This is a genomic window from Brevundimonas kwangchunensis (genome assembly GCF_039523815.1).
Taxonomy (GTDB): Bacteria; Pseudomonadota; Alphaproteobacteria; order Caulobacterales; family Caulobacteraceae; genus Brevundimonas; species Brevundimonas kwangchunensis.
On the sequence record NZ_BAAAGA010000005.1, the window covers coordinates 180,398 to 202,304 of the forward strand.

The 21,907-nt window shown below is 68.4% G+C and carries 25 protein-coding genes; 17 read left to right on the forward strand and 8 right to left on the reverse strand.

Annotated features, from left to right (window positions below; all coding sequences use genetic code 11):
* Window positions 1-50: 50 nt before the first annotated feature.
* Genes ABDZ95_RS10030 through ABDZ95_RS10040 form a run of 3 tightly spaced genes read right to left on the reverse strand, consistent with a single transcriptional unit; the run spans window position 51 to window position 3,074 of the window.
* On the reverse strand, window positions 51-848 hold the full coding sequence (locus ABDZ95_RS10030) for a TrmH family RNA methyltransferase (RefSeq protein WP_343793270.1): 798 nt from the start codon (window positions 846-848) through the stop codon (window positions 51-53).
* Complete coding sequence (locus ABDZ95_RS10035) at window positions 848-1,744, reverse strand: RsmD family RNA methyltransferase (protein WP_343793273.1); 897 nt, start codon at window positions 1,742-1,744, stop codon at window positions 848-850. The genes ABDZ95_RS10030 and ABDZ95_RS10035 overlap by 1 nt, the downstream gene beginning before the upstream one ends.
* Window positions 1,716-3,074 (reverse strand): glycosyltransferase, encoded by a 1,359-nt coding sequence (locus ABDZ95_RS10040; protein ID WP_343793275.1) that lies wholly within the window; start codon window positions 3,072-3,074, stop codon window positions 1,716-1,718. The genes ABDZ95_RS10035 and ABDZ95_RS10040 overlap by 29 nt, the downstream gene beginning before the upstream one ends.
* A gap of 171 nt (window positions 3,075-3,245) precedes the next feature.
* On the opposite strand from ABDZ95_RS10040, the gene ABDZ95_RS10045 reads away from it, so the two are divergent.
* The 4 genes from ABDZ95_RS10045 to ABDZ95_RS10060 are packed head-to-tail and all read left to right on the forward strand — an operon-like array spanning window position 3,246 to window position 6,452.
* Window positions 3,246-3,878: a TetR/AcrR family transcriptional regulator gene (locus ABDZ95_RS10045; RefSeq protein WP_343793277.1), complete on the forward strand. Its 633-nt coding sequence runs from the start codon at window positions 3,246-3,248 to the stop codon at window positions 3,876-3,878.
* Window positions 3,875-4,675, forward strand: a complete 801-nt coding sequence (locus ABDZ95_RS10050) for an ABC transporter substrate-binding protein (RefSeq protein ID WP_343793279.1) — start codon at window positions 3,875-3,877, stop codon at window positions 4,673-4,675. Before ABDZ95_RS10045 ends, ABDZ95_RS10050 begins: the two co-directional genes overlap by 4 nt.
* Window positions 4,672-5,658, forward strand: a complete 987-nt coding sequence (locus tag ABDZ95_RS10055; protein ID WP_343793281.1) for a FecCD family ABC transporter permease — start codon at window positions 4,672-4,674, stop codon at window positions 5,656-5,658. Before ABDZ95_RS10050 ends, ABDZ95_RS10055 begins: the two co-directional genes overlap by 4 nt.
* A complete protein-coding gene (locus tag ABDZ95_RS10060; RefSeq protein ID WP_343793283.1) occupies window positions 5,655-6,452 on the forward strand; it encodes an ABC transporter ATP-binding protein in 798 nt (265 codons plus the stop codon). Before ABDZ95_RS10055 ends, ABDZ95_RS10060 begins: the two co-directional genes overlap by 4 nt.
* Here ABDZ95_RS10060 and ABDZ95_RS10065 read toward each other — a convergent pair.
* Window positions 6,401-8,503 carry a transglycosylase SLT domain-containing protein gene (locus ABDZ95_RS10065; protein WP_343793285.1) on the reverse strand — a complete coding sequence of 701 codons (2,103 nt, stop codon included), beginning with the start codon at window positions 8,501-8,503 and terminating at the stop codon, window positions 6,401-6,403. The two genes, ABDZ95_RS10060 and ABDZ95_RS10065, sit on opposite strands and share 52 nt — an antisense overlap.
* 111 nt (window positions 8,504-8,614) lie before the next feature.
* On the opposite strand from ABDZ95_RS10065, the gene dapA reads away from it, so the two are divergent.
* Together dapA and smpB are read left to right on the forward strand one after the other, a co-directional pair.
* Window positions 8,615-9,496, forward strand: coding sequence for a 4-hydroxy-tetrahydrodipicolinate synthase (gene dapA / locus ABDZ95_RS10070; protein WP_343793287.1), 882 nt, complete (start codon window positions 8,615-8,617; stop codon window positions 9,494-9,496).
* On the forward strand, window positions 9,496-9,966 hold the full coding sequence (gene smpB, locus ABDZ95_RS10075) for an SsrA-binding protein SmpB (protein ID WP_343793289.1): 471 nt from the start codon (window positions 9,496-9,498) through the stop codon (window positions 9,964-9,966). The genes dapA and smpB overlap by 1 nt, the downstream gene beginning before the upstream one ends.
* Before the next feature lie 4 nt (window positions 9,967-9,970).
* Here smpB and ABDZ95_RS10080 read toward each other — a convergent pair whose 3' ends face one another.
* The gene (locus ABDZ95_RS10080; RefSeq protein WP_343793291.1) at window positions 9,971-10,171 is read right to left on the reverse strand and encodes a hypothetical protein; all 201 of its coding nucleotides are present in this window, start codon (window positions 10,169-10,171) and stop codon (window positions 9,971-9,973) included.
* A 127-nt stretch (window positions 10,172-10,298) separates the two neighbouring features.
* Window positions 10,299-10,847 (reverse strand): LabA-like NYN domain-containing protein, encoded by a 549-nt coding sequence (locus tag ABDZ95_RS10085; protein WP_343793293.1) that lies wholly within the window; start codon window positions 10,845-10,847, stop codon window positions 10,299-10,301.
* Between ABDZ95_RS10085 and folK the strand changes: the two genes are divergently transcribed.
* The 11 genes from folK to ABDZ95_RS10140 all read left to right on the forward strand — a co-directional run bounded on the left by folK (window position 10,846) and on the right by ABDZ95_RS10140 (window position 20,875).
* Window positions 10,846-11,406, forward strand: a complete 561-nt coding sequence (folK, locus tag ABDZ95_RS10090) for a 2-amino-4-hydroxy-6-hydroxymethyldihydropteridine diphosphokinase (RefSeq protein ID WP_343793295.1) — start codon at window positions 10,846-10,848, stop codon at window positions 11,404-11,406. The two genes, ABDZ95_RS10085 and folK, sit on opposite strands and share 2 nt — an antisense overlap.
* 89 nt (window positions 11,407-11,495) lie before the next feature.
* Window positions 11,496-11,855 (forward strand): DNA-directed RNA polymerase subunit omega, encoded by a 360-nt coding sequence (rpoZ, locus tag ABDZ95_RS10095; RefSeq protein ID WP_343793297.1) that lies wholly within the window; start codon window positions 11,496-11,498, stop codon window positions 11,853-11,855.
* Window positions 11,856-11,926: 71 nt separating this feature from the next.
* On the forward strand, window positions 11,927-14,140 hold the full coding sequence (locus ABDZ95_RS10100; protein WP_343794276.1) for a RelA/SpoT family protein: 2,214 nt from the start codon (window positions 11,927-11,929) through the stop codon (window positions 14,138-14,140).
* Window positions 14,141-14,142: 2 nt separating this feature from the next.
* Entirely contained in the window at window positions 14,143-14,958 is an 816-nt protein-coding gene (locus tag ABDZ95_RS10105; RefSeq protein ID WP_343794278.1) for an LOG family protein, read from the forward strand.
* 9 nt (window positions 14,959-14,967) lie between these two features.
* Window positions 14,968-15,555 carry an orotate phosphoribosyltransferase gene (pyrE, locus tag ABDZ95_RS10110; RefSeq protein ID WP_343793299.1) on the forward strand — a complete coding sequence of 196 codons (588 nt, stop codon included), beginning with the start codon at window positions 14,968-14,970 and terminating at the stop codon, window positions 15,553-15,555.
* Between the two features lie 2 nt (window positions 15,556-15,557).
* The gene (locus tag ABDZ95_RS10115; RefSeq protein ID WP_343793301.1) at window positions 15,558-16,319 is read left to right on the forward strand and encodes a pyridoxine 5'-phosphate synthase; all 762 of its coding nucleotides are present in this window, start codon (window positions 15,558-15,560) and stop codon (window positions 16,317-16,319) included.
* Window positions 16,316-16,717: a holo-ACP synthase gene (gene acpS / locus ABDZ95_RS10120; RefSeq protein WP_343793303.1), complete on the forward strand. Its 402-nt coding sequence runs from the start codon at window positions 16,316-16,318 to the stop codon at window positions 16,715-16,717. Before ABDZ95_RS10115 ends, acpS begins: the two co-directional genes overlap by 4 nt.
* Before the next feature lie 467 nt (window positions 16,718-17,184).
* On the forward strand, window positions 17,185-17,976 hold the full coding sequence (lepB, locus tag ABDZ95_RS10125) for a signal peptidase I (protein WP_425542991.1): 792 nt from the start codon (window positions 17,185-17,187) through the stop codon (window positions 17,974-17,976).
* Complete coding sequence (gene rnc / locus ABDZ95_RS10130; protein WP_343793305.1) at window positions 17,976-18,692, forward strand: ribonuclease III; 717 nt, start codon at window positions 17,976-17,978, stop codon at window positions 18,690-18,692. The genes lepB and rnc overlap by 1 nt, the downstream gene beginning before the upstream one ends.
* Entirely contained in the window at window positions 18,689-19,636 is a 948-nt protein-coding gene (gene era, locus ABDZ95_RS10135; protein WP_343793307.1) for a GTPase Era, read from the forward strand. The genes rnc and era overlap by 4 nt, the downstream gene beginning before the upstream one ends.
* Window positions 19,637-19,639: 3 nt before the next feature.
* On the forward strand, window positions 19,640-20,875 hold the full coding sequence (locus tag ABDZ95_RS10140; RefSeq protein ID WP_343793309.1) for a serine hydrolase domain-containing protein: 1,236 nt from the start codon (window positions 19,640-19,642) through the stop codon (window positions 20,873-20,875).
* A 4-nt stretch (window positions 20,876-20,879) separates the two neighbouring features.
* On the opposite strand, the gene ABDZ95_RS10145 is transcribed toward ABDZ95_RS10140, so the two are convergent.
* The gene (locus ABDZ95_RS10145; RefSeq protein ID WP_343793311.1) at window positions 20,880-21,488 is read right to left on the reverse strand and encodes a dihydrofolate reductase family protein; all 609 of its coding nucleotides are present in this window, start codon (window positions 21,486-21,488) and stop codon (window positions 20,880-20,882) included.
* Window positions 21,489-21,512: 24 nt separating this feature from the next.
* Complete coding sequence (locus tag ABDZ95_RS10150) at window positions 21,513-21,896, reverse strand: DUF1801 domain-containing protein (protein ID WP_343793313.1); 384 nt, start codon at window positions 21,894-21,896, stop codon at window positions 21,513-21,515.
* Window positions 21,897-21,907 lie beyond the last annotated feature (11 nt).

Sequence of the window (21,907 nt, forward strand, 5' to 3'; positions counted from 1 at the left end):
GCTTCACCGCGCCGCCGGCCGCGGCAAGTGAAACTCCCGTCACCTTCGGCTCAGGCCGCGTCGGTCGCCGCATAGACCATGATGCCCGTGGCGATGGCCAGGTTCAGACTATCCGCCCGGCCGCGCATCGGAATCTTCACATTGACGTCGCAGGCCGCGGCCAGTTCATCCGTCAGTCCGGCCTGCTCATTGCCCATCAGGATCAGGGCAGGATGCTGCAGGGCTGCATCGCGATAGCCGTGGGTGGCGTCCAGCCGTGTGCCGATCACGCTGCCCGGCCAACTCTGCCGCCAGGCGAGAAACTCCGCCCGCGTCGTCCGCGCGATGGCCACGGCGAACACCGAGCCCATGGTCGCCCGCACCGCCTCGGTCGAGAATGGGTCGACGCAGTCGTCGATCAGGATCACCCCGCCGCAACCGGCCGCGTCCGCCGTGCGGATGATCGTCCCCAGATTGCCCGGGTCCCGCACCTGCTCCAGCGCGACCCAGCAGGGCGCCGCGCCCGGCTGGATGGCCGACAGCGGCGTGTAGACCTGCTCGAACACGCCCAGCACCGTCTGCGGATTGTCTCGCCGGCTGATCTTCTCGAGGATAGGATGGGTGACGACGATGACCTCGCCGCCGGCCGCGCGCGTCGCCGCCTTCGCCCGGTCCAGCAGCGGATGATCGCGGGCCTCCATACCGACCAGCAGCAACCTCGGCGCACGGCCCTGATCCAGCGCCTCGCCGATGAACTTGAGCCCCTCGGCAAGGAACTGGCCCGTGCTCTCGCGCTCCTTGCGCATATTGAGGGCGCGCACGTTCTTGACCGTGTCGTTGGTCAGGGAGGTGATCAGACGGTCGGTCATCAGGCGGACCACCGCGCGAAGAAGCTGAGGCCGATCGCGCGGCCGTCGAGACGATCCTCGGCCAGCGCCAGCTCGCCCCAGTCGATCTCGCCGCCCCGATCCGCCGTCGCCTCGGCCATCATATGGGCCAGCGACAGACCTGAGATACGCGCCGCATAGGCGTTCAGCAGCAGGAAGGAGGCGTTGTCGGCCAGCAGGCTCGCGCAGTCCTTCAGCAGTTCCGGCAGATCCTCGAACAGACGCCAGACCTCGCCCGTCGGCCCACGGCCGTACTTCGGCGGATCGAGAATGATGCCTTGATATTTCGAGCCCCGCCGAACCTCTCGGGCGACGTACTTGCGGCAGTCCTCGACGATCCAGCGGATGGGCCTGTCCGCCAGCCCGGATTGCTCGGCGTTCTCCCGGGCGTAGGCGACGGACTTTTTCGACGCGTCGACATGCGTCACCTCGGCCCCGGCCGCGGCGCAGGCCAGCGAGGCGACGCCGGTGTAGCCGAAGAGGTTCAGCACCTTGGGGCGCTCAAGCGTGCGGACACGCGCGTCCAGCCACTCCCAGTTGGCGGCCTGCTCGGGGAAGAAGGCGAGGTGCCGGAACGGCGTGAACCGGCCGGTGAAGCGAACGTCGCGCCACTTCAGCGGAAAGGCGTCGACCGGGCCGTGGGTGTCAAACCGCCAGCGGCCCGCGTCCTCTTCCTCCTGCTGCGGATCGAAGACGGCGGTTGCGGCCTCGAAGGCCTTCGGATCGCGCGGCGACCAGAAGCATTGGGGCTCCGGGCGCACGACCGTGTAGGGGCCATAGCGCTCCAGCTTGCGGCCGTCGCCGGAATCCATCAGGGCGTAGTCCTGCCACCCACGGGTGACGAGCGTTTCAGGAGACGGGTTCAGGCGCGGCGGCATGGGGCGCTGATAGGCCGTCCGGGGCCGCCTCGTCCAGCGGATCGCTGCGATGGCTGGTCTTGTCCCAAGCGAAAGGCTCGCGGATCAGGCGCCAGAAGGCGTGCGCGAAGGCCAGGCTGAGCAGGCTCCAGTAGGCCGGCGCCGCCATCATCTGCATCGGCCCGTAAGCAAGTCCCGACCTCTTGGCCCCCATCGCGCAAACCAGCCAGGCCGAAAGCGCGCCCAGCAGCATGACCCCGACCGAGAACTTGGGAACCTGCGGCCAGAGGCCCGCCATCGCCGCCACAAGCACGGCGGCCGTCATCCACGCTGTGGCGATCGCATGGATCGCAGCGGACAACAGGGTCACGCCGATCGTCATGGCGAGGGCGAACAGCCCTCGCCAACCGAGACGCCACGGCCGGCGGGTGTGAACGCCCCAGGTTTGCAGATAGCCTTTCAGCCAGCGGGTTCTCTGCGGCAGCCAGTGGGCGAAATCTCCGGGCGGCGTCTCCCAGGTCGGCCGGGTGATGACGCCGGCGCGCCATCCTTCGCACCACAGGCGGAAGCCGAGGTCCGCGTCCTCTGTGACGTTCCACGCATCCCAGCCGCCGACCTGTCGCAGAACACCCGTTCGGAAATGGTTGCTGGTGCCTCCGAGCGGAAAGGGCAGCCCCAGTCGCGCCAGGCCGGGAAGAATGACCTCGAACAGGGCCGCATACTCGGCTGCGAACTGGCGGTCGATGAAAGGCGATGTCGTGCCCGACACACGCGCGCGGATACGCAACGGCGCCTGCAGACAGGCCAGCCGGCCGGAACGATCCGACGCGAAGCGCGCGGCGGCTTCGCGCAACTGGCCAGCATCGGGTGCATCCTCGGCGTCATAAACGGTGAGCAACTCACCTGTGGCCTGCGACAAGGCATGGTTCAGCGCGCGGGGCTTGGTGCGCGGCTCTCCGGCAGGGGCGATCAAAACGGCCAGCCAGTCCGGGCGCCGGGTCGCCTCGGCCGCTGCGATCGTTGCAGCGTCATCGGCCTCGAGGACCAGAAAGCCCTGCAGACGGTCGGCTGGATAGTCGATCGCCGCAAGCCGCCGAACCAGTTGACCAACCACCTCCGCCTCATCGTGAAGAGCGGCGACGATCGTATAGAGGGGAAAACGCTCCGGCTCGGGCGGCTTGGCGGCGGGCTGAAGAGTCAGGCCGACCAGAAGAAAACGCCAGAAGGCGATGAAGGTGAACACCGCCGCCGCGGCGACGGACAGCAGATGACCGACGAGTGTCGCATCGAGGTTTACCCCGATGGCGAGAACCGCCAGCCCCGCAACCTGGGCCGACGACAGACCGCGCATTCTGGCGCTGGCGCACATCGGGAGTTCAGAGGGCGAGAGGGGGCAATCAGGCATCAGAAACCTCGATCACCCGACCGCAACCTGTGGTTACATCGCCGGGCGGCCAGCCGCAAGCCATTGGCGTGCGTCGAGGATGCCGCTATTCCTCTGCAGGACCTCCGGGAGCGTCGATTGACCGCAGACCTGACCGCCACGTCCCGCTCGCGCCGCAAGCCCAAGGGCGAGGGCCATGAGCGCCGCGCCGAGATTCTCGCCGCGGCGGAGCGCATCTTCGTGGATCACGGCTACGAGGGCGCGACGATCCGCAAGATCGCCGACGAGGTCGGTCTGTCCTCGACCGCGCTCTACATGCATTTCGCCGACAAGGGCGAGATCCTGCAGGAGATCTGCAAGCAGACCTTCACGGCCCTGCTGGAGGCGAACCGGTCGGTGATCGCGGAGCCGGCATCGCCGGTCGAGCGCATGCGTCGGATGATGCGCGCCTACATCGACTTCGGGTTCGACAATCCCAACGCCTATCGGCTGGTCTACATGACCCGCCCGCTGGAGCTGCGAGAGGGTGCACAGGACGCCGCGCGGGAAATGGGAGGAGACCTGTTCCGCTCGTTCCAGCAGGTGGTCGAGGCCGCCGCCGCCGAGGGGCATGTGCGTGGCGAGCCCCGCGCGACGGCTCAGGCGCTCTGGGCTGGCGGGCACGGGATCGTCTCTTTGATGATCGCCAAACCCTATTTTGATTGGGTCGAGCGCGAGGTTCTGGTCGACACCCTTCTGGAAGGACTGCTCGCGGGCCTGCTGAAGTCGTGAGGCGGGCAGGGGGGCTGATCGCGTTCGCCGGCCTGCTGGCGCTTGACTGCTCGGCCGAGGCGCGGCCGCTGCGGGTGATGTCTCTGGACCAATGCGCCGACCAGTATGTGCTGGCGCTGCGCCCCGACGCCGAACTCGCCCTGTCGCCCCGCGCGGACGATCCCGACGCCTGGTTGCGCGACGTGGCGCAGGGACATCGCAAGGTGCGGCCGACGCTGGAGGCCGCCGTCGGTTTCCAGCCCGATGTCGTCGTCCGCTACTGGGGCGGCGAACCGCGCCTGCTGTCCCGGCTGGAGCAGACCGGCGTGAGCGTCGCCACTATCCCCGACGTCTCCGACTTCGTGGGCATCCGCACCAACATCCGCAGCGTGGCCGAGACGCTGGGCGTGCCGGCGCGGGGCGAGGCGCTCATTGCTCGCATGGACGCCCGACTGGCTGCCGGCGCAGCGCCGAAAGCGGAGCGCCCTGGCGCTCTTTACCTGACCGCCGGAGGCTTCACCGCCGGGCCCAACACCCTGATCGACGCCATCCTGGATGCCGCCGGCTATCGCAATCTGGCGGACCGGCCGTATTTCAATCCGGTCAGCGTCGAGCGGGTCGCCCTGTTCCCGCCCGTCCGGTTCGTGCTGGGCTTCTTCGATCAGGCGCGGGGCGACTGGCGTGGACCGGGTCGCCATCCGGTCGTGCGCAAGGCCGCCGAGGGACGCGTCGCCGTAAGTCTGCCGTCCGCGACGCTGACCTGCCCGGCGTGGTTCGCCGCCGACGCCGCCGCCATGTTGCGGGAAGGCCGGCCATGACGGGCGCGCGGTTGAGTCTGATCCTGATTGTCGCCCTGCTGGCTGCCGTCGTCGTGGCGATCTTGCTCGGCGAGACCACCTTCTCGGGCGCGCAGTTCGCAGAAGCCTTCGCCGCGCCTGTATCAGGCCCGGGCGAGGTTCTGTGGCAGGTCCGGACGCCCCGCGCTGTGACGGCCCTGATCGTCGGCGCGGCGCTGGGGCTGTCCGGAGCAGTGATGCAGGGGCTGCTGCGCAATCCGCTGGCCGATCCCGGCGTGCTGGGCGTGTCCGCTGTCGCAGCGCTGGGCGCGGCCTTGGCCATCGTGCTGGGCTGGGCGGCCTTGCCGGGGGCGGTCGAGCTGTCGGCTCTGGCCGGAGCCGGGCTTGCCGGCGGGCTGCTGGTTCTCTTCTCGGCGCGAGTGCGGTCGCCCGAGGCCCTGATCCTGTTCGGCGTGGCGGTGTCCAGCTTCGCCGGCGCGGCCACGGCCCTGATCTTCAACCTGTCGCCATCCCCCATCGCCTCGGCCGAGGTCATGAGCTGGCTGCTGGGCTCGGTGCAGAACCGCAGCTGGATCGATGTCCTGTGGGTGACGCCGACGGTTATTGTCGCCGGCGCCCTCGCCATGCTCGCCGCACCCGGCCTGCGTATGCTCAGCCTCGGTGAAGAGACCGCGCGCACCTCGGGTCTGCCCATGGCGCGCCTTCGCCTGCTGGCCCTGCTGGCTGCCGCGCTCGCGACCGGCGCCGCCGTGGCGGTGGCGGGCGTGATCGGCTTCGTGGGTCTGGCGGCGCCGCATCTGGTCCGCTCAGTCGTTCGAGGCGACCCCGGACGCCTTCTGGTTCCAGCCGCCTTGACCGGAGGTCTGATGCTGGTGCTGGCCGATGTTCTGGCCCGGATCACACCGACAGATCAGGAGCTGAAGCTGGGCGTCTTCACGGCCCTTGTCGGCGCGCCGCTGTTCGCCCTGATCGCCTGGCGCGCGGCGAAGGAGTGGCGGCTGTGAGTGCGCTGCAACTGATCAATGCCTCGGCGCGCCTTGGAGGCCGGGTGGTGCTCGACGGCGTCAGCTTCGAGGTCGACGCCGGAGAACTGGTCGCCGTCGTGGGTCCCAATGGGGCGGGCAAGTCCAGCGCCATCCGCGCGCTTGCCGGCCTGCTGCCCCTGTCCGCCGGAGAAGCGCGGCTGGGCGGCGACAGCGTCTCCCGTCTGACCGACCGCCAGCGCGCCGAACGGGTCGCCTACCTCCCGCAGGAGCGCCGCATCGCCTGGAACCTGCCGGCGCTCGAAGTCGCGGCCCTCGGCGCGCCCTTCCTGTCCGGCGCGGACGCCTCGGCGGCCGCACTGAAGGCCTTGGTCGAAGTCGAGGCCGATCATCTGGCGCATCGCGGTGTGGCCGAGATGTCCGGCGGCGAGCGCGCCCGCGTGCTGCTCGCCCGCGCCCTGGCGACCGGCGCCCAGACCATCCTTGCCGATGAGCCGATCGCCGGTCTGGATCCCGACGCCCAGCTGATGGTGCTGGAGCGGCTGCACGATCGCGCACGTAGCGGACAGGCGGTTCTGGTCACCCTGCACGACCTCACGCTCGCCGCTCGCCATGCGGATCGCGTCGTGGTGCTGGCCGAGGGCAGGGTGGTCGCCGATGCGGCGCCGATGCAGGCCATGACGCCGGACGTCATGACGCGCGTCTTCGGCCTCACGGCCCGCTGGATCGAGACGTCCGACGGGCCGCTGTTATCCGGCGTGCGTTACTCGGACGGCTCGGGTTCGGGTGTCCGGGTCGAGTCTTCCGAGCTGTAGGCCGTATAGGCCTGCGGCCCGGCCGGCGCGCCGCGACGGATGTCCTGCGACAGGGTCAGGGGCGCCGTGCCGCCGTTCAGGCGGGCCTTGTAGACGCTCATGTTCTCCATCACTCGCATCATGTAGTTGCGGGTCTCGGTGAAGGGCGCGCACTCGATGAAGTCCACCGGATCGGTCGCGCCGCCGCGCGGATCGCCGCAGCGCGCGATCCATTGCGGAGGGCGGGCCGGGCCGGCGTTGTAGCCGACCGTGGTCAGCAGCATGGAGCCGCCGAACCGCTGGGTCAGGTCGCCCAGGTGGAAGCTGCCCAGCGTCATGTTGAAGTCCGGATCCCACAGCCGCTCGTCCGAGAACGGCAGGCCCAGCTGACGCGCGACGCTGCGGCCGGTGGCGGGCAGGAATTGCATCATGCCGCGGGCGTTGGCGTGCGAGCGCGCGCGCGGGTCGAAGCTGGATTCCTGACGGGTGATGGCCAGGGTGAACTCCAGTGGTGCGGCGCCGGCGACCTGCGGCGGGATGCGGATCGGATACTGGCGCTCGGGCATCAGGAAGCCGCGCTGGCTGGCGGCACGGCCGACCATCATGGCGGTGAAGCCCTCGCCATAGCCGCGCGAGGCGTCCATCAGCAGGGCCAGTTGCTGCGGTCCCGGCAGGTCGTCGTCCAGTTGATAGGCGAAGACGCGCAGCAGGGTGGTCTCGCCGGTTTCGCCCAGAATGCGGAAGGCGCGCACGACCTCATTGCCTTCGAAGGCGGCGCGATCGGCGTTGCTGATGACCGGATCGGCCGGCAGGGTGATCGTCGTCTGCCCCGCCTTCTCGGCGGCCAGTTGACCATAGAAGGTCTGGAAGTGCCGCGACCCGGCCTGGTAGTAGTTCACCGCCGCCGGCGTCTGTCCCTGGGCCTCGGCCGCGCGGCCCAGCCAGTACAGGGCGCGGCCCTGGGTTATCGGGGTCGAGGAAGCCTGGCGCAGCGCCTCGAAGTGGCGCGCCGCTCGGGCCGGATCGTTCAGCTTGGTCAGGGCGACCCAACCGGCGAAGAACTCGGCGTCCACCATCCGGTCGCCGCCGGGGAAGCCGTGTCCGGCCATCGAATCATAGGCCGCCTGCCAGTTGCGAACCTGCAGGGCGTCGAGGAAGTAGTTCCGGCGCTCGGACCACAGGGTGTTCTGCGCATCGGTCGACGACGGCGCGGCGGGCAGGGCGGACAGGATCGGGAAGGCTTCCGACTGCCGGTTCTGCGAGCGCAGGATGCGCGCCCGCTCGAACGCCACGGCCGGATCGCGGGCTTGGCTCTGGGACAGGCCGGCGACGATCGAATCGGGGCTGTAGGCGCCGCGCAGGGCGAAGACCGCGTTGGCGACCGCCTGCCGCTCGGCCGAAGCCAGCGGAACCATGGCGCGCGTGGCCGGACCGTGCGGCCCCAGCAGCAGCATCGACAGGCGGGCGTCGTGGTCGGCCTGCGTCAGGGTCGAGCCCCAGCGCGCCTGCATCCGGCTCTGCACGTCCGCCTCGAACGAGCGGGTGCGCCACCAGTCCTGAATCAGCTGCCGCGCCTCGCCGCTGCGACCGCGTTGATCCAGCGCATCGGCCAGCGCCAGCGCGCCCTGACCGGTTTGCGGCGGGACCTCGTCGAAGAAGGCGATAATCTGGTCGGCGCCGACGTAGCCGTTGGCCAGCGAACGCTCGGCGGCCTGACGACGGCCCGAGTCGCGCGGCCAGCCGCGGAAGCTCTGCACCGCAGCGGTGAGTTCGGATGCCGACATCTGGCCGGCGGAGGTGTCCAGCAGCGCCCATTCAACCAGACGCCGCGCGGCCGGATCGCTGATCTGCGCCATGGTGGCGCGCGTGCCGCTGATGTCGCGGGCGCGGGCCGAGGCCAGTCCCTGACGGAAGAGGGCGGTGTCCTGTGCGCTCAGAACGCGCTGCTCGGTGATCGTCGGCAGGGGCGCGGCGGCGGTGTCGGACAGGTACGGCCGCTCCTGCGGCGGCATCAGGCTTTCGGGCGCGGGCGCGACAAGGGCCAGCACGGCCGCAAGACTGGTTCCGATCATTCCGTGTCCGATCCTCATTCCTCGCAGTTGCGGTCGAGTGACCGGCAACCTACCCTCCGGTCTTCGCATTTCGGGCGACTGTCGCCTTTTCCACGCAGGACCATCGTTTCAATGACCGCCCCCTTGTTCAAGGGCGTGATCACCGCCCTGATCACACCACTTCGTGACGGAAAGGTGGACGTCGCCGCCTTCACGCGGTTGCTCGAACGCCAGATCGCCGCAGGGGTTCACGGCGTCGTGCCGATGGGCACGACCGGCGAGAGCGCCAGCCTGACCGCCGACGAGCACAAGCAGGTCGTTGAACTCTGCGTGAGCGTGGCCGCCGGCCGCGTGCGCGTCATCGCCGGCGCGGGCTCCTCGGCGACCGACAAGGCCATCGAGCTGGTTCGTTTCGCCAAGACCGTCGGCGCCGACGGAGCGCTGGTCGTCACGCCCTACTACAACCGTCCGTCCCAAGCCGGCCTTGCCGCCCATTTCGAGGCGATCGCCGAGGCGGTCCAGTTGCCGGTCCTGCTGTACAACGTGCCCGGCCGCACCGGCGTGGACATGAGCAATGAGACGGTCGCGAGGCTGGCCGCCCATCCGAACATCGTCGGTATCAAGGACGCCACCGGCGACCTGTCGCGCGTCAGCTGGATGCGCACCCACATCGACGGCCAGTTCGACCTGATCTCGGGCGACGACCCCAGCTACCTCGGCTATCACGCCCAGGGCGGCGTCGGCGTGATCTCGGTCACCTCCAATGTCGCGCCCGAAGGCATGGTGGCGATGCACGATGCGGCCCAGGCGGGCGACTACGCCACCGCGCGCACCTGGCAGGACCGCCTGATCGGCCTGCACAAGGGTCTGTTCCTCGACAACTCTCCGGCGCCGACGAAGTACGCCTTGGCGAAGCTGGGTCTGTGCAGCGAGGAAATCCGTCTGCCGCTGGCGCTTACCAGCGATGCGGTGAAGCCGGCCATTGATCGCGCCATGGCTGACGCGGGGCTCTGATGGCGGCCGAGAAACCGAAAACGAAGATCATCGCCGAGAACCGGCGGGCGCGTTTCGACTACTTCCTCGAGGACTTCACCGAGGCCGGGATCCAGTTGCTGGGCACCGAGATCAAGGCGCTGCGCGACGGCCGGGCCAACATCGCCGAATCCTATGCGGCGGTGGAGGGGAGGGAGATCGTGCTGATCAACGCCGACATCCCGCCGTACAAACAGGCCAACCGCTTCAACCACGAACCTCGTCGGCACCGGAAGCTGCTGCTGCATCGCAAGCAGATCGACCGCTTCATCGGCGCGGTCCAGCGCGACGGTCAGACCATCGTGCCGCTGAAGCTGTATCTGAACGAGGCCGGCAAGGCGAAGATCGAGATCGCGCTCGCCAAGGGCAAGAAGCTGCACGACAAGCGCGAGGCCAGCGCCGAACGCGACTGGCAACGCGACAAGGCGCGCCTGATGAAGGAACGGGGCTGAGACCCTAGCTGGTCGCCAGTGGCGTGGCGTCGAGGACGCCCGGAACCTGCACCGTCATATAGGCGTCTACGCCGCCCGGACCGACCGATGGGCGCAGCATCGGCTGCACCAGGGTTCCCACCATGGCGATCACCGCAGCGGCCAAAATCGCGACCAGCGCGACCTGACGTTCCTTGTGCGAGAACACCCCGACTTTCCGACGCATGACAGCCCTCCAAAGCTGTCGGTGGAACGTCGCCACACGACCGCTGTTCCGCGGAATTTCGCACCGGAATTGCGCACGCTGATTCGCGTGGCAGGGGAGCCACACTCCTGACCGGCGAGGAACAGGATCAGGCTTCCCGACCGCCGGCCTTCGGGCGTCCGATCTCGGCCAGAAGGTCGGCCAGATCGACGAAGGAGTCCGCCTGCCGACGCAACTCATCGGCGATCTGCGGCGGCTGGGTCTTCACGGTCGAGACCACGCTGACCCGCACGCCCTTCGCCTGTACGGCCTGCACCAGCCGGCGGAAGTCGCCGTCGCCCGAGAACAGGATGGCGTGGTCCAGTCGGGGCGCCAGTTCCAGCATGTCCACGGCGATCTCGATATCCATGTTCCCCTTGGTCCGGACATGGCCCTGACCGTCGGTGAACCGTTTCACCGGCTTCGTCACCACGGTGAAGCCGTTGTATTCCAGCCAGTCGACCAGCGGCTTGATCGGCGAGAACTCCTCGCCCTCGATGACGGCCGTATAGTAGTATGCGCGAACCAGAACACCGCTGGCCCGATACATCTCGACCAGCTTTCGGAAATCCAGATCCGTGTTCAGGGATTTGGCGGCGGAGTAGAGATTGGCTCCGTCGATGAACAGGGCGATGCGCTCGGACGGGTAAGACGTCATGGAAGAGGCTCCCGGCAATATTTCGGATGTCCCGTCCGCCATCGAAATAGGCGGTGAACCCGATCTGGACCGTGCCGTCATCGTCGCCCTGGGTTGCAATGACAAGGGGGCGTGGACCGACTGCCGTGAGGCGCTGGAGGCCGCTCTGTGCCGCTTCCGCACCGAGGGGCTCGATATAGTTTCCCGGTCATCATGGTGGCGCTCCGCCGCCTGGCCCGACCCGCACGACCCGCCCTTCCTGAACGGCGTGGTCCTGATCCGCACCGACCATGACCCCCATGAGACCATGGCCGCGCTGGGCCGGATCGAGGACGCCTTCGGGCGGATGCGCGGCGCGCTCAACGCCCCGCGCACCCTTGACCTGGACCTCATCGCCTATGGGAAGGAGCAGGGCGACCTGAACGGCCTGATCCTGCCGCACCCCCGCGCCGCGGAACGCCTGTTCGTCATGGGACCGCTGGCCGAGATCGCGCCGGACTGGGTGCATCCGAACGGGAAGCAGGCTCGCGAGCTTGCGAATACGGCGGCCGTCGGAAAGGACGCCTCGCCGATCATGTGAGCGAAAGCCGCAATATCGCCTATGTGGCGTTGCACAAATCGGCTCACATCTATATTTTGCGCGGTTCTCTCTGCCGCCCGAGGATTCCTATGGCTCGCGTCACTGTCGAAGATTGCATCGAAAAGGTGCCGAACCGCTTTGGTCTGGTTCTGCTGGCCGGTCACCGCGCCCGCAACATCGCCAACGGCGCCGTGCTGACGATCGATCGCGACAACGACAAGAACCCGGTCGTCGCTCTGCGCGAACTGGCTGACGAGACGGTCATCCCGGACGAACTGCAGGAAAACATCATCACCACGCTGCAGCGTGTCGATGAGCGCACCGAGGCCGAGGATGAGGCGGAAACCGTCGCCCTGCTGGCCGAGCCGCAGCACATGAACATGGCCGAGGCCGAGCTGATCCGCGCGCTGCAAAGCGACCGCGATGGCGGGCAGGAGGAGCGGTACTGAAGGCAGATCCCGCCAACGGTATTACGATCCTGCCGGCGCGGCAGTCCGCGCCGACCCCTGAAGCTGCCAATCTGAACGATCCCGCTGGCTCTGCACCTCCGAAGGATGCGGAGCCTGCGCGGAGCAAGGTCCTTCGCCAGTTCGAGCTGGTCGAGGCCGTCCGCGCCTATGATCCTACCGCGGACGAGGCGTTGCTGAACCGCGCCTACGTCTATGCGATGAAGATGCACGGCTCGCAGCTGCGGGCCTCCGGCGATCCCTATTTCGCGCATCCCATCCAGGTCGCCGGCATCCTGACCGACTACCGGCTGGACACGGCCACCATCGTCACGGCCCTGCTGCACGACGTGGTCGAGGACACCTCGGCCACGCGCGACGACATCGCCGGCATGTTCGGCGAGGAAATCGCCGTCCTCGTCGAGGGCGTCACCAAGCTGAGCCGGCTGGAGCTTCAGGCCGAGCACACGCGCCAGGCCGAGAACCTTCGCAAATTCATCCTCGCCATCAGCCGTGACGTTCGCGTGCTGCTGGTGAAGCTGGCCGATCGTCTGCACAACATGCGGACGCTTCAGTACGTGAAGCCGGAGAAGCGCGAGCGGATCAGCCGCGAGACCCTGGAAGTCTACGCCCCGCTGGGCCGCTCCATCGGTATCCACTCCATCGCCTCCGAGCTGGAGGAGCTGGCGTTCGAGCACCTGAACCCGACAGCCCGCACCGCCATCGAGCGGCGGCTGGAGGCCCTGAAGCTGGAGCACGGCCGCGCCATCGACGGCGTGTCCCGCGAGGTCGAGCGCACCCTCGCCGAGGCCGGCGTCTCCGCCCGCGTTCTGGGCCGCCAGAAGACGCCGTACTCCATCTGGCGCAAGCTGCAGCGCAAGTCGGTCGGCTTCTCGTCGCTGTCGGACATCTACGGCTTCCGCGTCATCGTCGACGCCGAGGACGACTGCTACCGCGCCCTGGGGGTTATCCACCGCGCCTGGCCGATGGTGCCCGAGCGGTTCAAGGACTTCATCTCGACGCCCAAGTCGAACAACTACCGCTCCCTGCACACCACGGTCGTGGGCCCGGGCGGCCTGCGCATCGAGATGCAGATCCGCACCGAGGCCATGGACCGCGTGGCCGAGGACGGCGTGGCCGCGCACTGGGCCTACAAGAACCAGTCCTACGGCCTCGACCGCGAGGCCATGGCCCAGGACGGCGGCCGCGATCCGCTCCAGAACCTGCGCCATCTCGTGCAGGTGATCGAACACGGCGAGGGCGGCGACGACTGGGTCGAGCACGCCAAGCTGGAGATGTACCTCGAGCAGGTCTTCGTCTTCACGCCCAAGGGCGCGCTGATCACCCTGCCGCGCGGCGGTATGGCGCTGGACTTCGCCTATGCCGTCCACACCGAGGTCGGCGACACGGCCGTCGGCGTGAAGATCAACGGCGAGCTCAAGCCTCTGCGCACCCAGCTGCAGAACGGCGACGTGGTCGAGATCATCCGCGGCGCCAAGCGCGAGATCCCGGCCGACTGGCGCAGCCTGACCGTCACCGGCCGCGCCCGCTCGGCTATCCGCCGCCACATCCGCACCTCGGAACGCGGCGAGTTCCAGAAGCTGGGTCGCACCACGCTGGAGCAGACCCTGTCGCGCGCCGGCAAGCAGATGGACGAGGTCTCGCTGAAGCCCGTCCTGGAGACCCTCGCCATCGCCGGCGAGGACGATCTGTTCGAGGCCATCGGCCGTGGCCGTCTGTCCGCCGCCAAGGTCGGCGAGACGCTGTTCCCGGCGCTGAAAGGCCGCCTGAAGGCCGGCCCGGATCGCAAGCGCATCGGTGACGAGGAGGCCCGCCTGTTCGTCCGCGGCGGCGGCCTGACCCCCGGCGTCAGCATCAATTTCGGCCACTGCTGCAGCCCCGTGCCCGGCGATCGCATCGTCGGCATCATGGAGCCCGACGTCGGCCTGACCGTGCACACGATCGACTGCCAGCGTCTGGCCGACTTCGCCGACGACGATTCGGTCTGGCAGGACCTGCAGTGGACGCCGCAGGCCGAGCAGGGCGCCGTCGCCGCCGCCCGCATCCGCGCCACCATCAAGAACGCGCCGGGCGTGCTGGGCCAGGTCGCCACCCTGATCGGCGAGGCTGGAGGCAACATCCTCAATCTGGTGATGAGCCACCGGCAGCAGGACTTCTTCGACGTCGACATCGACGTCGAGGTCGAGGACGCCAAGCACGCCACCACTATCATGGCCGCCCTGCGCGCCAATCCTTCCGTCGACACCGTGGAGCGCGCGCGCGGGTGAGTATGAGTGAACGGCCGGCCAATGCGGCCCAGATGGCCTCGCCGTCCTATCGGCTGGCCGCCCTCGATCAGGACTTCCTCCTCAGCGAAGGCATGCGCGGCGTGCGCTTCATGATGGAGTACGAGAAAGCGGAAGAGGCGCTGAAGGCCTGGGGCGTGCGCTCCACCATCGTCGTCTTCGGCAGCGCCCGCACGGGCGAGGACGGCGGCGGCGACCACGCCCGCTGGTACGCCGAGGCCCGCACATTCGGCCGCATCGCCTCGGAGCGCGGCGGCGCCATGCGCGGTTCGGTCGGCCAACCGCGCGACAACGTCATCGCCACCGGCGGCGGCCCGGGCATCATGGGCGCGGCCAACCGGGGCGCCGACGACGCCGGCGCGCCGTCCATCGGCTTCAACATCACCCTGCCGCACGAGCAGGAGCCGAACAGCTGGTCCACTCCCGAGCTGACGTTCCGCTTCCACTACTTCGCCATGCGCAAGATGCATTTCGCCATGCGCGCCAACGCCCTGGTCGTCTTCCCCGGCGGCTTCGGCACCTTCGACGAACTGTTCGAGATCCTGACCCTGCGCCAGACCGGCAAGGAGCGGGCGATCCCGATCGTGCTGGTCGACAAGGCGTTCTGGACCTCCGTCATCGGCTTCGAGGCGCTGGCGAAGCATGGCATGGTCGCCCAGAAGGACCTCGACCTGATCAGCTTCGCCGATGACGCCGAAGGCGCCTGGGCCGAGCTTCTGGCCCGCGGTCTGAACCCCGGCGGTGAAAACAGCACCGATCCGGCGCAACCTTCACTTCAAAGCGAGCCGGTGACGGGGTAGGGGAGGGCCATGACCTCCGAAGACGTTCTCAACGAATTCCGCGCCGCGGGCGCCCTGCGCGAAGGCCACTTCGTGCTCTCGTCCGGCCTGCACAGCCCGACCTTCCTGCAGAAGAACCTCGTGTTCATGGACGCGGAACGCTGCGCCCGTCTCTGCAAGGCGCTGGCCGAGAAGGTCGTCGCGGCCGTCGGCCCGGTCGACGTGGCGATCTCGCCGGCCGTCGGCGGCATCATCCCCGGTTACGAGACCGCCCGCTGGCTCAAGGTTCCCTCGATGTACGTCGAGCGCGAGGGCGGCGAGTTCAAACTGCGCCGTGGCTTCCATGTCGAGCCGGGCCAGAAGGTCGTCATGGTCGAGGACATCGTCACCACGGGCCTCAGCTCGCGTGAGTGCATCGCCGCCATTCGCGCCGCCGGTGGCGACGTGGTCGCCGCCGCCTGCATCGTCGATCGCTCTGGCGGTCGCGCCGACGTCGGCGTGCCCCTGATCGCCCTGGCGACGCTGGATGTGCCGGCATACGAGGCCGACAAGCTGCCGCCGGAACTGGCCGCCATCCCCGTCGAGGACCCCGGCAGCCGCCGGCTGGCCAAGGCCTGAGCATGACCCTTCCGATCCGTCTGGGCGTCAATATCGACCACGTCGCGACGGTCCGGAACGCGCGCGGCGGCCATGCGCCGGATCCCGTCCGGGCGGCGCAGGAAGCCCTCGAGGCCGGCGCCGACGGCATCACCGCCCACCTGCGCGAGGATCGCCGGCATATCTCTGACAGCGATATCGACCGTCTGGCCGCCCTGCTGAACGACCAGGCCCGCCCGTTGAACCTCGAGATGGCCGTGACGCAGGAGATGCTGGGCGTCGCCCTGCGCCACAAACCCCATGCCGTCTGCCTGGTGCCCGAGCGGCGTGAGGAGCGCACGACCGAGGGCGGGCTCGACGTCGTCGGCGGCCACAACTGGATCACGCCGTTCGTGCGCCAGCTGACCGAGGCCGGCTCCCGCGTCTCCCTGTTTATCGGCGCCGACCCGGCCCAAATCGCGGCCGCGCACAGCACCGGCGCCGCCGTCGTCGAACTGCACACCGGCGCCTACTGCGATGCTGTCCGCGAAGGCCGTGCGGATGAGGCCGACGCCGAGTTGAAGGCCCTGACCGCCGGAGCGGCCCAGGCCCATGCTCTGGGGCTGGAAGTCCACGCCGGCCACGGCATCGACTACGAGACCGTCGCCGCCATCGCCGCCATTCCCGAGGTGATGGAGCTGAACATCGGCCACTTCCTGATCGGCGAGGCCATCTTCGTCGGTCTCGGCGCCTCGATCCGCCGGATGCGCGACCTGATGGACGCCGCGCGGGACGTCGCCGCATGATCATCGGCGTCGGCGCGGACCTGTCGGACATCCGGCGCATCCAGAACTCGCTGGATCGTTTCGGCGAGCGCTTCAAGACCCGCTGCTTCACCGAACTGGAGCGCGCCCGTTCGGATCGCAAACCCGACCCGGCCTGGAGCTACGCCAAGCGGTTCGCCGCCAAGGAGGCCTGCGCCAAGGCCTTGGGCACCGGCATACGGGCCGACGTCTACTGGCGCGACATGGGAGTGGTGAACCTGCCGTCCGGTCAGCCGACGTTGAAGCTGACGGGCAACGCGGCCGAGCATCTCGCGCGACTGACGCCTGCCGGTCACGAGGCGCGGATACATCTCACGCTAAGCGACGAACACCCGTACGCACTCGCCTTCGTGGTGATCGAAGCCTTGCCCGTCGCCTGAACAGGCTATACCGATTTGCGCCGTTAACGACCGCGAAGGCGGCGGGGGAACGATCGACCATGAGCGACGAGCACAAGCCGCACGACGACAGCCACGCCGACGGCGAGGCCCACAAGCACGATGACGCGCACGCCGCTGCGCCGGAAACGCATGCCGAGCCCCACGTCGAGCCGGCTCACGAGTCCGGACACGTCGAGGCTCCGGCCGCTGTCGAGGCTGTCAGCGACGGCCACGCCGACGCCGCTCATGAAGAGCCCGCGCACGCCGAACCGGCGCATGAAGAGCAGTCTTCCCACGACGACGCCGTGACGATCGTCTCGGACGCGCCGGCGCACGATCCACATCCGACGCCTGCCGAAACGGCCACTGCCGCCGCCATCGCCGGTGGCGCCGCCGTAGCCGCCGCTGCGCCGCAGAAGCGCCCGGTCTGGAGCGATCAGGGCGACGCGCCGTTCGAGGACGTCGAGATCACGCCCGTCTACGCGCGCGGCAAGAAGGGCGCGAAGAAGAAGAAATCCAGTGGCGGCGGCGCCGCCAACGAGGGCTGGGAGATCTTCAAGACGATTGCGTTCGCCCTCGCCATCGCGATGGTGCTGCGTATCCTGCTGTTCCAGCCCTTCACCATTCCGTCGGCCTCGATGGAGCCGAACCTGTACGAGGGCGACTACATCGTCGTGACCAAGTGGTCCTACGGCTATTCGCGCCACTCGATCCCGTTCAGCCCGCCGCTGTTCGAAGGCCGCATCATGGATCGCGCCCCGCAGCGCGGCGACATCGTGGTCTTCAAACTGCCGCGCGACGACCGGACCGACTACATCAAGCGCCTGATCGGCATGCCGGGCGACCGCATCCAGATGATCGACAACGTGCTGCATATCAACGGCGCGCCGGTCCAGGACGTGACCATCACCGGCGAGCAACTGACCACCATGTACGGTCAGCAGATCACCCAGGCGAACGAGACCCTGCCGGGCGGCCGCACTTTCCGCATCCAGGACTTCGGTCCGGGCGGCGATCTGGACAACACCCCGGTGTTCGAGGTTCCGACCGGCTACTACTTCATGATGGGCGACAACCGCGACAACTCGATCGACAGCCGCGTCGACGAGTCGGCCGGCGTCGGCTTCGTCCCGGCTGAAAACCTGATCGGCAAGGCCGAGATCATCCTGTTCTCATGGGAGCCCGGCGCGTCGCTTTGGAACCCGGTGAGCTGGTTCTCGAAGATCCGCCCGAGCCGCTTCTTCACCGTTCTGGACTGATGACGGACCGACGGGCCGAGGCTGTTCGGGCGCTTGCGCGCAACCTCGGTCATGATTTCCGCGACCCGGCCCTGCTCGAGCAGGCGCTGACCCATGCCAGCGTGGGCGAGGGGGCCGTGCGCGATGCGCGCGGTCGTCCGTTCCTCGACAACCAGCGCATGGAGTTCCTCGGCGACCGCGTGCTCGGGCTTCTGGTCGCCGACCGGCTGATGCGGGACTTCCCATCAGCCGATGAGGGCGAGATGTCCTCGCGCCTGCATGCGCTGGTCGACAAGGCCGCCTGCGCCCGCGTCGCCGAGCGGCTCGATGTCGGTCCGGCCATGCGCCTGTCTCCCGGTGAGGCCAAGCAGGGCGGTCGTCGTCGCGACGGCGTCCTGGCCGACGCCATGGAGGCGCTTCTGGCCGCGGTCTGGCTCGACGGCGGCATCGACGCCGCTCGCGCCGTGTTCACGAGTGCGTGGGAAGCCGAGTTCGCCTCCAACCCCAAACGCGCCATCACCAACCCCAAGTCGGCCCTGCAGGAATGGGCCCTGGGGCAGGGAAAGGCGCTTCCGACCTACCGGATCGTCGAGCGCACGGGCTCGGATCACGCCCCGACTTTTACCGTCGAGGCTCTCGTCGCCGGATATCCGCCCTTGACCGCACAGGGCCGATCACGTCAGGACGCGGAGAAAGCGGCCGCAACGGCCCTTCTCCAACGTGAAGGCGTGATTTGACCGAGACACAAAACCAGCGCGCGGGTTTCGCCGCGATCATCGGCGCTCCCAACGCCGGCAAGTCGACGCTGGTCAATCGCCTGACCGGGACCAAGGTCTCGATCGTCACCCAGAAGGTCCAGACCACGCGTTTCCCCGTGCGCGGCATCGCCATTTATGGCGACGCCCAGATCGTGCTGGTCGACACCCCTGGCATCTTCAGCCCGCGCCGCCGTCTGGACCGCGCCATGGTCGCCTCGGCCTGGGGCGGGGCGGATGACGCCGACGTGGTCGTCCACCTGATCGACGCCGCATCCCACATCGCCTCCGAGGGCAAGGACGGCACGGCCGCCGACCGTCGCTCGGCCGAGGACACCCAGACCATCATCTCCAGCCTGAAGGAGGCCGGAAAGCAGGTCATCCTCGCGCTGAACAAGATTGACGGCATGCGTCGCGACACCCTGCTGGCGCTCTCGCATTCGCTGTTTGAAACCGGTGTCTACAACGAGGTCTACATGATCTCGGCGCTCAGCGGCGACGGCGTCGACGATCTGGGGCAGCGGCTCGCCGCAGCCATGCCCGCCGGCCCCTGGCTCTATCCCGAGGATCAGTCCGCCGACGTGCCCATGCGCGTGCTGGCCGCCGAGATCACGCGCGAGAAGGTCTATCTGCGCGTCCACGAGGAACTGCCGTACTCGGCCGCCGTCGAGACCACCTCGTTCGAGGACAAGCCCGACGGCTCGGCCCGTATCGAGCAGACCATCTATGTCGAGCGCGAGAGCCAGCGGCCCATCGTGCTGGGCAAGGGCGGCCAGACCCTGAAGTGGATCGGCCAGAAGGCGCGCGAGGAACTGACCGAACTGATGGACCGCCCTGTGCACCTGTTCCTGACGGTGAAGGTCGATCCGAAGTGGCAGGATTCGCGGGCGCTCTACGCCCAGTTCGGTCTCGATTACGACGTCTGAGCCTTGTTTCACGTCCCCCGTAACGCCGGGAACCATCCCCGGCGGGCGCTAGCCGTCCTCGCTCTCTTCGTCGCCGTCGTCGCAGGCGCGGGCGTTCTCGCCTGGCGCACGCACGCGCCTGAACAGGTCCGCGTCGTCGCCGATCCCATGCCGCCGCGCCCGCCGCTGGAGGTGGTGCAGGAGCTCCCGCAACTTCAGGCGCAGCTGGACCGCTGGGGCGGCACGCGCGCCTTCACCGGCGGCGTGCTGGTGGCCAAGGGCGAGCACGTCCTCTACCGGCAAGTCTATGGCTGGGCCGACCAGAGCGCCGGGCGTCCGCTGGAGCTGAACTCCCGCTTCCGTCTGGCCTCGGTCAGCAAGCAGTTCACCGCCGCCGCGGTGCTGCGTCTGCAGGACGAGGGCAAGCTGTCGGTCTGGGATCCGGTCTGCAAATGGATCCAGCCGTGCCCGGCCGCCTGGGAGCCGATCCGCATCCACCATCTGCTGTCGCACACCTCGGGCATTCCGGACCTGATGGCGCGACCGGGCTGGGGGACGCGCCGTGTCACGCCCGCGACGCTGGACGAGCTGACCGCGGATTCAATGCGCTACGGCCTGCAGTTCCAGCCGGGCACGAAGGTTCGCTACGACAACGCCGGCTTCAACCTCGCCGCCGCCATCGTCGAGAAGGTCAGCGGCCAGACCCTGCCGGACTTCCTGCGCACGGCCTTCTTCGAACCGCTGGGCATGAACGACACCGGATACGACGACGGCGCCTCGGACGTGGTCATGGGCTACGCCAACCTGACCTCGGGCCCGCCGACGCCCCAGCCGAACGCCAACGTCAGCATTATCTACGGCGCCGGCGCCCTGTACTCGACGCTGGACGACCTGCTGGTGTGGCAGCGCGCCCTGCATCGCGGCCACCTGCTGACGCCGAACAGCTATCGCCAGATGATCGCCGACCACGCCCCGGACGACACGCCCGACGAGCGGGGCAATCCGCGCCGGCTGTGGGGCTATGGCATCTTCGAGAAGGAACTGGGCCGCCAAGTCAGCCCGACGTTCCTCGACAACCAGATCTTCCACACCGGCAGCTGGTCCGGCTTCCGCAATCTGGTCACCTACCAGCCCGATGCCGACGTGACGGTGATCGTCCTGTCGAACAACTACCACACGCGCGACGCCGTCTTCCTGCTGTCCCAGCAGGGCGTGGCGGAAGCGATGGGGCGGCCGTTCCCGACTGCGACGCACCGTTAGAGGATCAGTCCAGGGCGAAGGAGCCGATCGGCACCTCGCCGGCGCGGATGTATTCGCTGACAACCACGCCCGTGGTGTTGGTCCGCGACCGGGTCAGCGTCCATGCGCCCGCCTTCGATCCGTCATCGAACAGCCGCTTGCCCCGGCCCAGCACGACCGGGAAGGTGAGGGTGGTCAGTTCGTCGATCAGGTCGGCCGCGAGCAGTGCGTGGATCAGTTCGCTCGAGCCCTGGATCAGCAGATCCCGCCCCTCGGTGGCCTTCAGCGCCTGCACGGCCTGCGCCGCGTCACCATCCAGCCGGTAGCTGTTCACCCAGCTTGTGTCCGTACCGGCGCCGCCGACGATGTATTTGTTGATCGCGTTGAAGTACCGCCCGGTCTCGTCGTCGACGCGCGGCCAGTGGGCGGCGAAGACCTCATAGGTCCGACGGCCCAGAAGCAGGTCGTAGCTCTCGCCCATGACCTCAACCATGTAGCCGCCCAGCGCCTCGTCCCAGAAAGTGACGTTCCAGCCGCCGAGCTCGAAGCCGCCGGAACGATCCTCGTTCGGCCCACCGGGTCCCTGCATGACGCCGTCCATCGAAATGAAAGTCGCGACTCTCAGCTTCCGCATCGCGGTCTCCTCCGTCGGTCATGTTCAGATACGGGCGGTCGGGTCGCCCAGTTCCAGGTTCAGCGCCATCCCGGCACGGACCAGATCGGCCATCGCCTCAACGTCCACCGGATCGCCCTCTATGAAGCTCATGTTGGCAAGCTCGTACTTGCCGCCAGCCTTCAGCCGGGGCTCCAGCTCGCGCAACCGCTTGCCGCGCCATAAGCCGAAGATGACCCGGCTCTCCTCGGCCCGGACCAGACAGACCGGCCCGGCCGCGAACAGCACCAGATGACCCCACTTGATCCGCTCGTCGTCCCCGCCCGCCTTGCGGATCGCCTGACGAAGGGCGACGACCGTTTCGCGCCGCCAGCCCGTCTGCGCCGCCTCATAGGCGTCCGGGTCCGTGCCCCGGAAGTTGTGGCGCATCCCGGCCGCCG